The organism is Thalassotalea piscium (genome assembly GCF_030295935.1).
Lineage (GTDB): Bacteria > Pseudomonadota > Gammaproteobacteria > Enterobacterales > Alteromonadaceae > Thalassotalea_B > Thalassotalea_B piscium.
Window position 1 is genome coordinate 2,434,162 of sequence record NZ_AP027362.1, and the last position, 15,395, is coordinate 2,449,556.

Here is a 15,395-nt window from a genome sequence, read left to right on the forward strand (position 1 = left end):
TTAGAGCCGTTGGTTTTAGCGTTGTTAATTTAATTGCTAGTTACTTGCTCAAGCTAAATAAACAACAGAGTAGCGTGTAGTTAACTATTGCTAACAGTTAACTTGTTAACTACTTTTTTAACGTCATTCGTATTTTTAGCAATAGCAACAGCAAGTTGTTTTTCACTATCAGATTGCACTTCACCCGTTAACACTACAGTGCCTTCAGTCACTTCAACCTCTATGTCTGTACCATTAACTTCAGACTCAACCAATAACTTAGTCTTTACTACTGTTTCAACTTTTGAGTCCATTAATGCGGTCATTACTGAGTCATCATCAGCGTTTTTATTGCTTAGTACGGTTAATTTATTATCAACAGATTTAACCCCATCTAAACTTTCAACCAACTCTTGCGCTAATGCTTTATCAACTTTACTGTCTACTTTCCCTGTTAACGTAACAACGCCTTGGTGAACGTCAGTATTTATGTCAAAAGAGTTTAAATTGCCATTCAACAGTATGGTACTTTCGGCTTTACCGTCAATCCATGCATCTTTAGATTTATCTTTCCAAGTGTTTTCAGCATAGGCTGCAGTTGAACCTACGGTTAATACTGTAGCAATAATGATAGAACCAATTGAATATTTCATAATCTTCTCCTTTTGAATGAATCATACTTATTAATGCCACTTCCATGCCAAAGCCTAACCTATTGAAAAATAAAGGCAAAAATATAAAAGCATACTTTGATCAATTAGAAACTTACCTTTTTTACATGCAAATAATGTAAAAAGTACATGATGTATAAACAACACTTACCATTAAAAAGCAAAAAGGCTCATTATTTAAATGAGCCTTTGTAAATGAGCCTTTGTAAGGTAGGTAGTACTACGCTTGTTTAACATCTGCCTTAGTCACATATTTCCTCAGTAAAACAGGAAGCGTGGTGATGTCGGTGAGTAAAGCAACTATCATTGCAACACTCGTTAGTAAACCAAACAGCATGCTAGGTACAAAGTTAGAAAACACTAGGGTACCAAAACCAATAACAATGACAGTTGTGGTATAAATTAACGCATAACCTACCGATAAGTTAGTACGCTTTACCCACTGGTCTTGACTATCATGGTTACCTTTAATTTCTTCTAAATAACGATGAATATAATGAATGGTATCGTCCATTGAAATTCCCATAGCAACAGCAGCAATAGTAATGGTCATTAAATCGAGCGGAATTGAAAACAATCCTAAAACTCCCATTATTACTAAAGTAGTTATAAAATTAGGTACTAATGCGATTACTGCAACTTTAAGCGATGAAAATATAATCATTAACGTAGTGGCCATAGCACCGTATACAATTAAAATAGTAAGCACCTGAGAGTTAACCAAACGAGAAAGCACATCTTGGTAAAGAATGAATAGGCCTGTTAGCGTGTACTCTTGCTTTTTAATGCCCATTGCAGATAACTCTTGATGAATTTCTTTCAGTAAATCCGCCCTATTTAATGTTTTGGTGCTGTCTTGTACACGCATAGAAATTCGTATTTGATTGTCTTTTTCAGAAAAGTAAGCACCAAATAATTGTTGTTGTAAGTCAGTATCTAAACTTTTATATAGAGCTGTTAGTTCGTATTCTGTTAGTGGCTTACCATTGACAACTTGAGCAATGCGGGTAAAGTCGGCAATCGAGGTAATAACGCCAATAGCTTGTTGCTTAGCAAGCATATTTTGTATAGCAGTTACCGTTTGAACTGTGCTTGCCGATATGATCAAATTAGGCTTAATTTGTTCTTCAGGAATTTCAAGCAGTACATCAAATGGTGTTGAACCACCAAATTCTTGATCAATAAAGGTTAGCTCTTTTCTAACATCTGTAGACTCGCTGAAGTAATTTAAAAAGCTATTCTCAGCTGTAAGCTGTGTACAACCAAACACGCCCACTAGCGATATTAAAGCCGAGATCACCATAATCTTTTTAGGCTGATTTATAACTAGGCTTGCAGTTGCTTGCATGCCCCGTTCAATTTGGTGGTGTTGTTTAACATACGATTGCTTATTGAATATGGCGTATAAGAGTGCTGGAAAAAACACTAAGCTGACTATGAAGCTAACAAACATTGCAACTACCATCATCCAGCCAAAGCTAATTACGGGCTGAACACCGCTAAATACTAACGAGCCAAAGCCAATTGCGGTAGTTAATCCAGCATAAAAACAAGGCTTTATTTTTTGTTTTATTGTCGCTAAAACCAACTTTTTATGTGTCCAATCGTTATGTTTACTAACTAATTCTTGGTAATGCACAATCAGGTGAATTATCATTGCTAACGATAAAATAATTTGTAGCGCAAACACATTCGCTGAAATTACCGTTACTTTAAAATCAAGCGCGGCTAATAAACCTATTGTCATCACCACACTGGTTGCGCAACATATAATTGGCAGTAATACCCAGCTCACTTGCCTGAATAAAAACCATAACAACGCAATAACCACGATAATAATTAACGCGCCAAACAATACTAAGTCGCTTTCGATAATCTTTATTAATTCATAAGATAATAAATTATTACCCCCTAAATAAAACTCACCTACTTGTTTATGCGGCGTTAAAATAGATCGAATTTGTTCAATTTCATTAATACGCGTTTGCTCTAAACTTTTGTTAAGTACTTGCTGCTTTTGCTTTAACTGGTCAACAGCCTGTTGTTCTTGCCTGGTTAGTTCTCTCGTTAACAAGTGGCGTTTGATCTCAATAATATCGTTGTTAATTTTTTCTAATGCAGGATCAGACTTAAATACCACCTGTAACGACAGCGCGCTTTGTGCTTTATTGATTAATAGTCCTTCGTACAACGGGTGTTGCTTTAAACTTAACGATAATGTTTTTTCATCGAATTTTTCGTTTTCCCAAGTTAACTTTTCAACATCGGCAGTTACTGTGTCTGCCGCTGTAAAAATGGGCATATTAGCAATACTGTTAACCTGCTTAACTCGTGATATATTCTCAATTTCACGTCCGATAGTAGACACTGTGTTCATGTTGGTGTTTGAGAATAATTGACTGCTATTGGGTTTGAATGCAATTAAAATAAATTCTTCAGAGCCGTAACGCTGATCAGCCAGCTGCGTTAAAATATAATGCTGGTTATTATCAACAAGTAAGGTATCTGCTGAAGCATCGATTTCAAACTTCTGCGCTTGCCACGCAAGTAAACCTGTTAGTAAGGTGAATATAAAACAAATAAGGTAAGCCCATGGCGTCATATTTTTGTTAATCATGTTTATTCTACCACTTGATTACTAACCGAAACCGATTGAACAGGCGACTGCTTTTGCTTTTCAGTTTTAAACACTTCGTTTCGACGCTCTTGTCCATCACGCTGTAAACTTTGCATGTATAAGTTTCGAGTAAACTCATAAGAATTATCCACGCCATTGAGTACACGCGGATATTTTGCCAAAATAGGAATTTGTGCTTGTATACCATCAGTTAATAATAACTGCTGGGCCGCTTTCTCATCGCTAATAAAATTTAATGGATGTGCTAAGTAATTAAACGACAATGATGCGGTATCTCGTAAGTCTGACGGACCAAGAAGCGGTAATACTATATATGCACCATGCCCTACACCATAACTTGCAAGCGTTTCACCAAAAGTAGTTTTGTCTCGCGTTAACTCCATCATACTATTAGCGGGGTCGAATAAACCTAATAAGCCTATTGTAGAGTTCATTAGTACCCGAGCTAGACTCTTTCCTGATTTTACCACCTCACCTTGTAATAAGTGATTTACCGCGTACAGTGGCTCACGTAAATTATAAAAAAAGTTTCGAATACTGTTATCTACTGGCTTGGGTACGACTTTTTGATAACCGTTGGCTAATGGACTCAGTACATAACGATAAACGGTATCATTAAAGTTAAAAATAGGCTCATTAATAAAACGTAAAGAATCTTCAGGTGCCTGATAACTCACCACACTCGGTAGGTTTTTTTCAGCGGCTATTTCGTAGGGACCTTTAACCGGCTGCTCATTGGTTACAGTTGCTTCAGCCAGATGCTCTTGTTTGGAAGAGCAACCAGAACTTAGCATTACTGCGACCACTAACAAGGCTGTATAAATAACTTGTCTATTCAACCTTCGAATAAATAAGTTCGTGCGCTTTATTATTTTTATCATTACTAACTCCCTGAAACGTTCTATTATGTTACAAATTTTAAAATAAACATTTGCTATTCAATAACGACTAAACTCCTGCTCAACCACATAAGCCAGTGGGTATAGCAATAAACAAAGCTACTCTTTCTCTGCTTTGCTATTTTTCACCTGCGCTTGCTGGGTTAATATATCTCCTAATGTTTCTCCACCTTTAGCACCAAATTCAAGTGTTCTAATTGGAAATGGTATTAATATATCGGCTTGTTCTAATGACTTTTTAATCAAACTAATTGCTTGATGCCTTGCCGACATGTAGCCAGTTTCACCTGGGTAATCAATCCAAAACCAAACTAATAAATTAACGGCACTATCACCAAAACTTTCAGCATAAACATCTGTTTGATCTTGCTTTATCACAAAGTCACATTGGTTAATTGCATCGACAATAACCTCTTTTGCATGATCAGGGTCGTCTGCATAAGAAATTGACACAGGTACTTCAACTCGGCGAATGGATAAACTTGAATAGTTAGTTACTATATTTCTAAATAAAATTTTATTAGGAATTACTTCTATTTGACTAGAAAAAGTTTCCACTATGGTATTGCGTAAGTTGATGGTGATAACTTTACCAAAAACGTTATCAGCTTCAATAATATCGCCAATGCTAAACGGTTTTCTTATTCCCATAGCTACACCAGCAATAAGGTTTTCTGTCATGTCTTGAAAGGCAAAACCTATTGCCAAACCAATAATACCCGCACCCGCTAATAATGAGGTTACTGTGCCCTTTAAACCAATAAAGTCTAAACAAATAAACACCCCAGTAAGAATAAAACAAACTTTAAATATAGCGGCTAACAAGTCTGCTATTTGCTGAGAGTCTAAACTACGTCGTAAAAACTGTTTGACTAGCTTACCAACAATACGGGCAACAACAGAAAATATAATAATAAAACATATAGCAACCACTAAGTTTGGAATATGCTTAATTATCGTTTCTAACCAAACATTTAACTTTTCGTCGATAAGTGACCAGTACTTATTAATATCTAAATATTCCATTAAATCCTCTCGAGTATTGTTATAATTATGACAATAGTGTAGCTGTTAGCTAAAAATAACCTTATGATTTATTGATAAACACATTAAGTGACTCAGGGTTAGATTCAATACAAACGCTCTGCTCTTCAAAGACTTCGCCGTCAATTACATAACTTATTGCTTTATCGCTTGTTACCGTTACTTTTTTAGCCAGAGTTGCATTAATATTACCCTGTTCATTTGGTAGTTCATTGCCTTGACGAAGGTTAAAGCTAGCGCTGACTAACTCGGCAAAGTCTACAAGTTTACTTGTAGTATCTGCTGTTGGTTTTATCCAAGTTACATCAAGTAATCCGTCTGTAAAGTCAGGAGAACCATTTCCTTGCGCTAATAGGCTTGTAAAAGGTGCTGCATTGGCTACGACGAAACTTGTACAGTTAATCTCTTGCTCCGCTTCTTGATCAAACTTAACTTTAAGAGGGTATGACTTCCCATCAGCAAAGCCTCGAAAGAATCCTTCTAAGTAGGCAAATTGCCCCGAATTATTCTTATTATCTCGATCAGCATAACTGATCATTTCATGCTCTAAACCTATACCAACTAATAATAATACTGTTTGGTTATTACAGGATGCCGTATCAATTTTCTCACAATTTTTAGAGACAATATGAGACATTGCTGTGCCAACAGGATCAATTTTCGAGAGGTTTCCATATAAGTGATGAGCAAGTGCATTTGCAGTACCTAAAGGAATTACACCAAATAAAGTATCTGTATTTACTAAGTGCTCTGCTACCTCTCTTAATGTGCCGTCACCGCCAGCCGCAATAATTGTTTTAATGTTATTGTTAATTGCTTGTTTAGCAAAGTCACTTGCTGATTGTTCTAATGTGGTTTCATGAACGATTAACTTAAAATGTCGAGATAGCTGGTCAATAACAAGCTCTTTTGATGTTAGCCATTTACCACCACCTGATACTGGGTTAGCAATCAGACATGCTTCTTCATTTATATAAATTTTATTTTGCTGATGATACTCAACTAAACGTTTCATCTGTGAACGGTTTAACTTAGCAAAAGAGCGTATTTTAGTAATATTTTCTAATACTTCACGTACAGAAAGATCAGGCGATTTTGCTAACATATAAGCAGCAACCACAAAAACTGAGCGTCCTCGACCAAGTGCACAATGTACTACCACCTTACGATCGCGAGTAACTTGATTATCTATCCAAGTAATAGCTTGTCTAAGCTCTTCTTCTTTCGGGCTTTGGTGATCTAGCACTGGAATATTAAAGTAATCTAACTCCATTGCAGATGCGCTCCAATTCAGTGCGCTAAATTCAGCCGTCATATCAACAATTGCGTTAATATTTAATTCTTCTAAGGTAAGCAAGTCACTAGAGTTGAGGCGTCTACCTACATGAACGCCATGATTAATATGATGAATACGATCGGTTTTATCAAACCAAGTGGCAATAATATTATAAAGGTGAACACCTACGATAAATGGCAATAGCACCAGGCTAATAATAAACGGGATGCTACCATCCGAATTTTTTCTAAAAATTGACGGGTTTTTAAGTAGGTAAGCACTTGAGACTAACGTTAAAGATAATCCCAGCCAAGCAAAGAGAAATGCAACGGCACCACTACCAATTACAACTACCACAAAAGATAATATCGCTAATGCGATGTAATACAAATAAACAAACATAAAGCGCTCTATAGTAAAAGTGAATAAACTACAGATGCAAGATTCACACCTAAAGCTAACTCATTGATATTAAATGCATTTAAATAAAACCGAGCAACACAGTAGGGTTAAGTGTGTAAAAATTACATTTATGCTTGTTAAAGCTTCAGAAAATTTATCCAGTCACTATTGCCGCTGAACTCATACTGATTAGCCATCAAAACTTAGCGATTAAGTTAGCAATTAAGCCTTGATAACTTCAGGCAACATACCTTTAAGTAAGAAACCAAAAATATCTGCGCCTGTAATAATGCGCTTTTTATCACCCCAAACAAGTAATACATCATGCTCAATTACGCCATCAAAGTTTTTATCAATTGAGGTATTAACTTTCATTTTAAGCATTGCTTCATTTAGCGGTGTTTTTTCATCAGTAATAACCACTGGGCGATGACAATAACTATAGGGGTCAAAGTCGTTAGTTTGGTACAAAGCTGCTCGTGTAAAACCATCAGCATCAAGCACTAATAATGGCTTATCGTCACTATTGATCAGTATTACCCAACCATGCGTTGTACTGTTAATTAGCTTTAAAAAAGGATCATCAGGGTGTTGTGTAATTTCTGGAATTATTGGTAAATCTAACTTTGTAGGTAAAGTAATAATTGATTTAGGATCGATCAACTCCCCTTCTTGCGTTACATGTATTTCATCTAAGGCAAAAAAGTTTAGTGCCCCAATACCTTCAACTTGATTTAAATCGGCCTCTTCAGCGGTAATATGTTGGCGAATAATATTACGAAGCTCACTTTCTTCAAGATAAGTAATCCCTTCTTTACCTAACCAGCCATCTAAAATTAATGCAGTAGGCTTAGCTACTGGGTAAAACAAAAACTGATAAAATCGAATAATTGGTGCGAGCATACTGCCCATTTTTAAGGCATTACGTGAAAAATATGCTTGAGGTGTTATTTCGCCAATAACCGTTATGGCAATTGTTGAAAATAAAAAAGCCCCCAAACCTGTTAAAACAGAATCTGACAGCATGGTGAGCAACACATTAATTCCAACGTTTCCCCAAAGAATAGTAGCCAACAAAAAGTTAGAGTCATCTCTGAGTTTCAAAACAATTATTGCGGCTTTATTGCCCTTTTTTGCTTCAACTTCTAGGTGTAGTCGACTAATTGAAAAAAATGCGAGATTCAATCCTGAAAATATCGCAGATTGTGAAATACAAAATGCAATGGCGCACCAGGTTATAATGTCTGTAGACATGTAAAATTCCTAAAAAAAACGATAAAGTGTTATACCAATCTCACTAACTATGTGATCATTTCTACTGGTTAAAACAGTCAACTACTGCGTTATTTATTTTATAATTATCGCTACAAGGATGCAGCTTATGTGGGCAATGCAGGAGATGCATAATTGCCCTGAACAACTCGTTATGAAAATAAATGCCTTGTATTTGACTGTTTTCACTGCGTATAAAATAGATCACTAATTAATGAAACTGGTATTAAATTAAAAAGTCACATTAGGGCTGAACTTTATCTTAAAAGAGAAATAAAAGCTTTATTATAATAAAAGTTTCTCTAGGATCTGTTGATCTTTCATTTTAGCCTCTGCTATAGACTATTTTTTAAGATAACAAGGCGAAAATGGTGCAATGTAGCATTCTCGGCTTTGGCATCCTGCGTCGCTCTACCTTCTGCATCCGTGCAGTCGTACTTTAAGCATTTTTAACGATGTTAGGTTGAAAAATAGTCATAGCCCTTTGGGTTGCCTTGACAAAGAGTCACTCTTTGTTACTTAATGTGCATTTGGAACAACCAAACATTACATTAAGTGCCTCGACTGTCATCTTTTTCAAATGCAACAGAGCTATAAACTGAAAGATCAACAGACCCTAATCAAGATATTTTTAACTTAAAAAAAGGTAATACTAACCTGTTAGTCTTGTACGTTTTTTAAGCTCATGGTATCTATTATGCTTCGCTTATCAATGAGTAAAAATAATGAATATAAAGCTTAATAAGCTATCAACTAAGCTCTGCAAGGCAGGAATTATCATAATTTCTACGTTAACTTTGCAAGCCCACGCCAATGCCGACAGGGTTACAGGGAAAACACACGCATCTCGTTCAGAAGTTATTGCTGCAAATGGTATGGTTGCAACAAGCCAACCTTTAGCAACGCAAATAGGCTTACAAGTATTAAAAGATGGTGGTAATGCTATTGATGCAGCTATAGCTGCTAATGCGGCGCTAGGACTAATGGAGCCAACCGGCAATGGTATAGGCGGAGATTTATATGCCATTATTTGGCATGCAAAAAGCCAAAAACTCTACGGGTTAAACGCCAGTGGACGATCGCCTCAATCGCTTACACTCGAAAAATTAAAAGCTGAATTAGCTACACTACAACGTGATGACATTCCCCCTTATGGAATGTTACCTATTTCAGTACCTGGCACTGTCGATGGTTGGTTTGAAATGCATGATAAATTTGGCAAAATGCCAATGAAAAACATTCTTAAACCCGCCATTGATTATGCTATTAATGGCTTTCCCGTAAGTGAACTTATCGCTTACTATTGGGAGCGTAGTGTTCCGAAACTATCGGTACAACCAGGTAGCTTTAAAACAACTTTCACCATTAACGGTAACGCACCTCGTAAAGGTCAACTATTTAAAAACCCTGAACTTGCCAACACCTTGTCTATTATTGCCGATAAAGGTCGAGCTGGTTTTTATCAAGGTGAAGTTGCAAATAAAATTGACGCTTTTATGAAAGCCAATGGCGGTTATATTTCACGTGAAGATTTATCAAGTCATCGTTCTACTTGGGTAGAGCCTGTTTCAACGAACTATCGTGGTTATGATGTATTTGAATTACCACCTAACGGCCAAGGTATTGCCGCGTTACAAATGCTCAATATTTTAGAAGCTTACAATTTATCAGAAATGGGGTTTTTATCGGAAAATGCACTGCATGTTATGACTGAAGCAAAAAAACTAGCATTTGAAGATCGTGCTAAGTTTTATGCAGATCCAGACTTTTTTGATGTACCGCTAGAAGGGTTAATTGACAAAAAATATGCAATGGAACGTAAAAAGCTCATTGGTGAACGCGCAGCTAAACGTGTAGATGCTGGTAACCCTGCACTTTATCAAGGTGATACTATTTATTTAACCACGGCTGATAAAGATGGCAACATGGTTTCGCTTATTCAAAGTAATTATCGTGGCATGGGTTCAGGTGTTGTTGTGCCTGGATTAGGTTTTGTATTTCAAGATAGAGGCCAGTTATTTTCTATGGACGAAAGTCACGCAAATGTGTATCAACCCAATAAACGCCCTTTCCATACAATTATTCCAGCCTTTGTGATGAAAGATAATAAACCCTTTATTAGCTTTGGCTTAATGGGTGGTGCAATGCAACCACAAGGACATGTTCAAATTGTGACTAATATTATCGACTTTGGCATGAATTTACAGGAAGCTGGCGATGCAACCCGCTGGCAACATTACGGTTCAACAGAACCTACTGAAGCGCATGGCAAAACCTTAATTGATAGTGGTCAATTAGTTATAGAGTCTGATATTCCATACCAAACGGTGCGAGGGCTTTTGCAACGTGGCCACAAAGTAGGTTTTGATATGGGCGGTTATGGTGGCTATCAGGCAATTATGTGGGATGACAAAGAGAAAGTGTATTACGGTGCCTCAGAGTCTAGAAAAGATGGGCAAGCTGCTGGTTATTAATAACAGTTTCATTAATTAAGTGATCTATTTTATACCCAGCAGTTGATTGTTTTAGCCAGTAGAAATAATCACATAGTTAGTGAGATTGGTATCAGCTTAACTTCCCTTTTAGCCAAACGATAAAGTCGACTAGCCTTAATAATAAGGTAAGTCGACTTTAACTATTAACCATTAACTAGCCGCAGTCTCTTGCTTATTTATTAGGGTTCTAGCTGCTCTGCATGGTCCATTTCATTTTGTAAACGCTGTGTTTCATCAGCACGAGGTTTAGTAAAGCGAGCCAATGCTAAATACAATACGGGGGTCAAATAGAGCGTAAATACCACAGCAATGCCTAAACCACCAAATACAACCCAACCAATAGCATTTCGTGCTTCAGCGCCAGCACCACTGGATAAAATTAGTGGTAAAGAACCTAATAATGTAGAAAGTAAGGTCATGGTAATTGGACGCAATCTAATACTTGCTGCTTCTTCAACCGCTTTGCGAACACTGTAGCCTTGATCGCGAAGTTGATCGGCAAATTCCACTAATAAAATCGCATTCTTTGCCAACAAACCAATTAACATAACTAAGCCAATTTGCGAGTAAATATTAATTGAGGTCCCCGTTAAATATAACGCAAATAACGCAGCCGCTATTCCAAATGGCACTGTTGCCATAACAACAACAGCACTGTTAACACTTTCAAACTGGGCAGCTAACACTAATAAAACAATAACAAAAGCAAGCACATAGGTTAATGTTACATCACGTGCTGTTTCTTCAAAGGTTAATGCTTCACCCAAGAAAATTAAACCAATACTGGCAGGTAAACTCTGCTCACCCATATCGCGTAATTGTTCTACCACATCAGCTAAAGGAAGATCGTCGGGTAACTGCATGTCCATTTTAATGGCGCGTCGTTGTGCTTGTCGCTCTAACTCTGCGGCAACCCCCTCTTCAGATATATTAGCCAAGCTAGATAGGGGCACTAAACTGCCACTACTTGAGCCTACATAAAGGTTAGCCAAATCCGTTGGGTCTTTTATTTGCTGGCTTTGTGCTTGCAAAATAATAGGAACAGCTTGGTCGCCAACGTTTAAGTCAGCTATGTTGTCGCCATTTATTGCCACGCGTAATGTAGTCGCAATATCAGATAATGGCACGCCTAACTCTTGCGCCCTACGACGATCAATATTTACCCTAAGCTGAGGCTGAGTTGGCTGATAGGAAATTCTAGGTATACCAAGCGCTGGTAGCTTCTCTTGAATAACTTTAGAGAAGTTTTGCGCCGCAAGAAATATTTCATTATAGGTTTGCCCTGTTAACGCAAGCTCTAGCCCACCACCTTGACCTCGTAAATTCAAGCTATTAGAGCCAAAAGCTCTGGCCGGAGCGCCTGGTATTGCCGATAACGGACCTTTTATCTCTTCAATAATTTCTTGTTGTGAACGCGAGCGTTCATCCCAATGTTTCAAGGGCACTGTAATAAATGCTAGGTTAGGATCCCATTGACCAACAACTGTGTAGATTGAATCAATATCACCACCGTTTACATAAGGTAATAATATATCTTCCATTTTGTCAGCTTGACGATCCATAAAGTTTAAACCTACACCGTCTGGGCCTCGAGCAAAAATGCGTATACTGCCACGATCTTCTGATGGCATCAGTTCATTATCTAACACACTGTATAAGCTAATAGCGGATAAAGCTGCAATTAAGCTTGCCAAAAAGACTACCCATGCTTTATCAAGCGCAACATGTAGAGAACGTTGATACCATCCTAGAATTACATTTCCCATTCCCGCTAAACGATTTTTACTATTGGCTTTAACAGGTAAACGTGCGGTTAGTGCAGGTACTAAAGATAACGCCACAAATGATGAAATTATGACTGCAATGGCAAGTACGCCACCAAACTCTCTAAATAAGCGCCCTGCTGTAGATGGTAGAAAAGCAATGGGTACAAATACTGCAACTAATACGGCAGTGGTAGCAACAACCGCAAAAAACACCTCTCTTGTACCAATAACAGCTGCAGCTCTAGCGCCTAAGCCCATGCTTCGACGACGCTGAATATTTTCGGTTACTACAATAGCATCATCAACTATTAAGCCTGTGGCTAACACAAGTGCCAACAATGTAAGAATATTAATTGAAAAGCCCATTAACCAAATTGCAGCTAACGCACCTATTAATGAAACAGGTATCGACAAAGCTGGCACAATGGTTGCTCGACCCGAACCTATAAATAGCCATAATGTTGCGATAACCAATATAATTGTTAACAGCAACGAGGTAATTACTTCTTCTACTGATCCCCTAATAAACTCTGCGTCATCAGAGGTGACTTGTATCTCTAACTCTGGAAATCGACTTTCAATTCGTTTAACTAACGCTAATACTTCGTCAGATATTTCAATGGTATTTGAACGTGCTTGACGAATAACCCCCAAACCAATCACAGGCTTACCATCTAGCCTTACTAAACTTTGCGCATCAGCTGGACCAAAATAAACAGTGGCTACATCACCAATTCTGGTGTTACCACTGACTATAATATCGGAAACTTGCTCTGCACTAATAGATGTTGCATCGGCGCGAACAATAAGTTGCTGATCGGTTGATTTCATACTGCCAGCAGGTACGTCAAACGGAGCTTGACGAAGCGCTGCCGCAACTTCAGTTACAGATAAATTAAAGCTGGTTAAACGAAGCGGGTCTAATAGCACCCGTAAAACGCGTTCTCGATCCCCATTTAAACGGACATCAGCAACTCCAGGTATACTTAAAAATAATGGCGCTAAATCTGTTTCAACGCGTTCGGTTAACGTTTCTAAATTTAGGGTTGGGCTAGAAACTGCTAGGCTCACAACCGACTGAGCATCATTGTCAGCTTTAATTATGGCTAAACGTTCAACTGTTCTGGGTAGTTCACGTTGAACACGACTGACGGCTTCACGAACTTCATTCGCGGCATCATCTAAATTAATGCCAGGTCGAAATTCCACTCTTACTCGTGCACTTCCTTCTTCGCTATTGGCATTAATTGATTTAACGCCGCTAACTCGAGCTACCGCTCCTTCAAGTTTACTTGTAACCTCGGTATCAACAGTTTCAGGAGATCCCCCAGGAAAAGCAGCGGTTACCGACACTATTGGGCGGTCAACATCAGGTAACTCTCGCACTTCAATAGCATTAAATGCAGCTAAGCCCGCAATAATAATTAATAGATTAAGAACAACTATTAATACTGGCCGACGAATAGATAGTGATGGCAAGTCATTTTGAAGTAAAGGTTGCTGGCTCATAAGCTAGCACCTTGCGATGTAGCCGCTTTCACACTTTGCCCTTCGCGTAAGCTTTGTACACCTTCTATAATTAATTGATCGTTCTCGGTTAATTCTCCAGACACTAATAATCGGCCGCTCAAACGTTGACGAATTTGTACATCAACTTGCTTAGCTTTGCCATTTTCTATTAGCCAAACATAAGCACTTGTTGCCCCCCACATTAAAGCAGCCTCAGGAATAACAGCATACTGCTCACCTGCTAACTGAAGAATAACGCGAAAGCTCATACCTGGGCGGTATAAGTCGTCTTTATTGTCTAATAAAGCTCTAACACGAATACTACGAGTGGAAAGATTGATCCGCGAATCAACTTCAGTAATATTCGCTTTGATTCGTTGCCCTTGTGTTTGCCATGGTTCTAGCTCTACACTGGCTTTACCCTGTAATATTGGTAAAGCGGCTTCAGGTGCATTAAAGTTGATGAATAGTTTTTCTCTATTATCTATCGAAGTAATTGCTGTTTGCATACCGATACGATCACCGGGTTGAACATCAGTTAACCCTACTACACCTGAAAATGGCGCTCTAACTGTTCTATCTTCAAGCTCAGTTTTTACTTCTACTAACTGAACTTTCAATAAATCGCGTACCGTAATGGCATCATCTAAAACACTCTGCGCAATAGCCTCTTTCTTACGACTTTCTTGCAAACGAAGAACCGTACGTTCGGCATCGGCAAGTTGAATTGTTACACGTTCAAGAGCTACTTTTTGGCGGCGCGAGTCTAGCTCAAGTAAACTTTCTTGACTTTTAACATATTGCCCAGGCACAAAGTTTACTGCTGTAACCTTGTCAGCTACCGCAGGGTATACAATTACAGAACGAACGGCTTCAGCAGTACCAACGGCTTCTACTCGGCTAGTTTTTTGTTCAAAGCTAATGGGCGTAGTAATAACCTCTGCTGCTTTATCAGAACCAAAAGACTGAGCCTGCACTTGGCAAACTATTAATAATGCAATCACCGCAATCGAATGCCGTATTAACGTCATTATGTTTCCTTTATTTATAAATGGCTTTCATTAACCTAAATTAGGCTATCTAACTTTATACTACTAAATATACAACGTATTCGTTGAAGTTGCTCTGCTCCTACCGGTGATTCGCGATGAATAGTCTAAATTAAACGCCAGAATACAATCACTATTAATTAGCAGCGTAAGTGCACAGTTTTAGGTGCTCTTTTTACCTTGGTAATATTCACACTTACCATAATTTATGCTACCAATTATAGTGATAATGATTAAATAAATAACGCCGTAGCTAATTGTTGTTAGCCAATGGAAATGCTCACATCGTTAGTGAAATTTATATTATGGGTGATAAATAGCCAATCTGAATATTACGAGACAGAAAAAACGTTTTGGTAATATTTTTATTGGCTGTAGAGTAACATTAGATTGTA

General features: G+C 37.9%; 9 protein-coding genes. 1 reads left to right on the forward strand and 8 read right to left on the reverse strand.

Annotated features, from left to right (window positions below; translation table 11 throughout):
- Window positions 1-80: 80 nt before the first annotated feature.
- The 6 genes from QUD79_RS10560 to QUD79_RS10585 all read right to left on the reverse strand — a co-directional run bounded on the left by QUD79_RS10560 (window position 81) and on the right by QUD79_RS10585 (window position 8,163).
- Window positions 81-632 (reverse strand): BON domain-containing protein, encoded by a 552-nt coding sequence (locus tag QUD79_RS10560; protein ID WP_184425414.1) that lies wholly within the window; start codon window positions 630-632, stop codon window positions 81-83.
- A 238-nt stretch (window positions 633-870) separates the two neighbouring features.
- Window positions 871-3,267 (reverse strand): efflux RND transporter permease subunit, encoded by a 2,397-nt coding sequence (locus QUD79_RS10565; protein ID WP_221435236.1) that lies wholly within the window; start codon window positions 3,265-3,267, stop codon window positions 871-873.
- A gap of 2 nt (window positions 3,268-3,269) precedes the next feature.
- A complete protein-coding gene (locus QUD79_RS10570) occupies window positions 3,270-4,169 on the reverse strand; it encodes an MlaA family lipoprotein (protein ID WP_184425412.1) in 900 nt (299 codons plus the stop codon).
- 117 nt (window positions 4,170-4,286) lie between these two features.
- Complete coding sequence (locus QUD79_RS10575) at window positions 4,287-5,213, reverse strand: mechanosensitive ion channel family protein (protein ID WP_184425410.1); 927 nt, start codon at window positions 5,211-5,213, stop codon at window positions 4,287-4,289.
- A 61-nt stretch (window positions 5,214-5,274) separates the two neighbouring features.
- A complete protein-coding gene (locus tag QUD79_RS10580; protein WP_184425408.1) occupies window positions 5,275-6,909 on the reverse strand; it encodes a diacylglycerol kinase family protein in 1,635 nt (544 codons plus the stop codon).
- Between the two features lie 222 nt (window positions 6,910-7,131).
- A complete protein-coding gene (locus tag QUD79_RS10585; protein ID WP_184425406.1) occupies window positions 7,132-8,163 on the reverse strand; it encodes a DUF21 domain-containing protein in 1,032 nt (343 codons plus the stop codon).
- A gap of 743 nt (window positions 8,164-8,906) precedes the next feature.
- On the opposite strand from QUD79_RS10585, the gene ggt reads away from it, so the two are divergent.
- Window positions 8,907-10,655, forward strand: a complete 1,749-nt coding sequence (gene ggt, locus QUD79_RS10590; protein WP_184425404.1) for a gamma-glutamyltransferase — start codon at window positions 8,907-8,909, stop codon at window positions 10,653-10,655.
- A 200-nt stretch (window positions 10,656-10,855) separates the two neighbouring features.
- Here ggt and QUD79_RS10595 read toward each other — a convergent pair whose 3' ends face one another.
- On the reverse strand, window positions 10,856-13,951 hold the full coding sequence (locus QUD79_RS10595) for an efflux RND transporter permease subunit (RefSeq protein WP_184425402.1): 3,096 nt from the start codon (window positions 13,949-13,951) through the stop codon (window positions 10,856-10,858).
- Window positions 13,948-14,982 (reverse strand): efflux RND transporter periplasmic adaptor subunit, encoded by a 1,035-nt coding sequence (locus QUD79_RS10600; protein WP_184425400.1) that lies wholly within the window; start codon window positions 14,980-14,982, stop codon window positions 13,948-13,950. Before QUD79_RS10600 ends, QUD79_RS10595 begins: the two co-directional genes overlap by 4 nt.
- Window positions 14,983-15,395: the final 413 nt, after the last annotated feature.

What these genes read in the sequence shown, in the direction of transcription:
- QUD79_RS10560 (WP_184425414.1), bottom strand. Translation starts at nt 632, where the DNA reads ATGAAATATTCAATTGGTTCTATCATTATTGCTACAGTATTAACCGTA.
- QUD79_RS10565 (WP_221435236.1), bottom strand. Translation starts at nt 3,267, where the DNA reads ATGATTAACAAAAATATGACGCCATGGGCTTACCTTATTTGTTTTATA.
- QUD79_RS10570 (WP_184425412.1), bottom strand. Translation starts at nt 4,169, where the DNA reads ATGATAAAAATAATAAAGCGCACGAACTTATTTATTCGAAGGTTGAAT.
- QUD79_RS10575 (WP_184425410.1), bottom strand. Translation starts at nt 5,213, where the DNA reads ATGGAATATTTAGATATTAATAAGTACTGGTCACTTATCGACGAAAAG.
- QUD79_RS10580 (WP_184425408.1), bottom strand. Translation starts at nt 6,909, where the DNA reads ATGTTTGTTTATTTGTATTACATCGCATTAGCGATATTATCTTTTGTG.
- QUD79_RS10585 (WP_184425406.1), bottom strand. Translation starts at nt 8,163, where the DNA reads ATGTCTACAGACATTATAACCTGGTGCGCCATTGCATTTTGTATTTCA.
- ggt (WP_184425404.1), top strand. Translation starts at nt 8,907, where the DNA reads ATGAATATAAAGCTTAATAAGCTATCAACTAAGCTCTGCAAGGCAGGA.
- QUD79_RS10595 (WP_184425402.1), bottom strand. Translation starts at nt 13,951, where the DNA reads ATGAGCCAGCAACCTTTACTTCAAAATGACTTGCCATCACTATCTATT.
- QUD79_RS10600 (WP_184425400.1), bottom strand. Translation starts at nt 14,982, where the DNA reads ATGACGTTAATACGGCATTCGATTGCGGTGATTGCATTATTAATAGTT.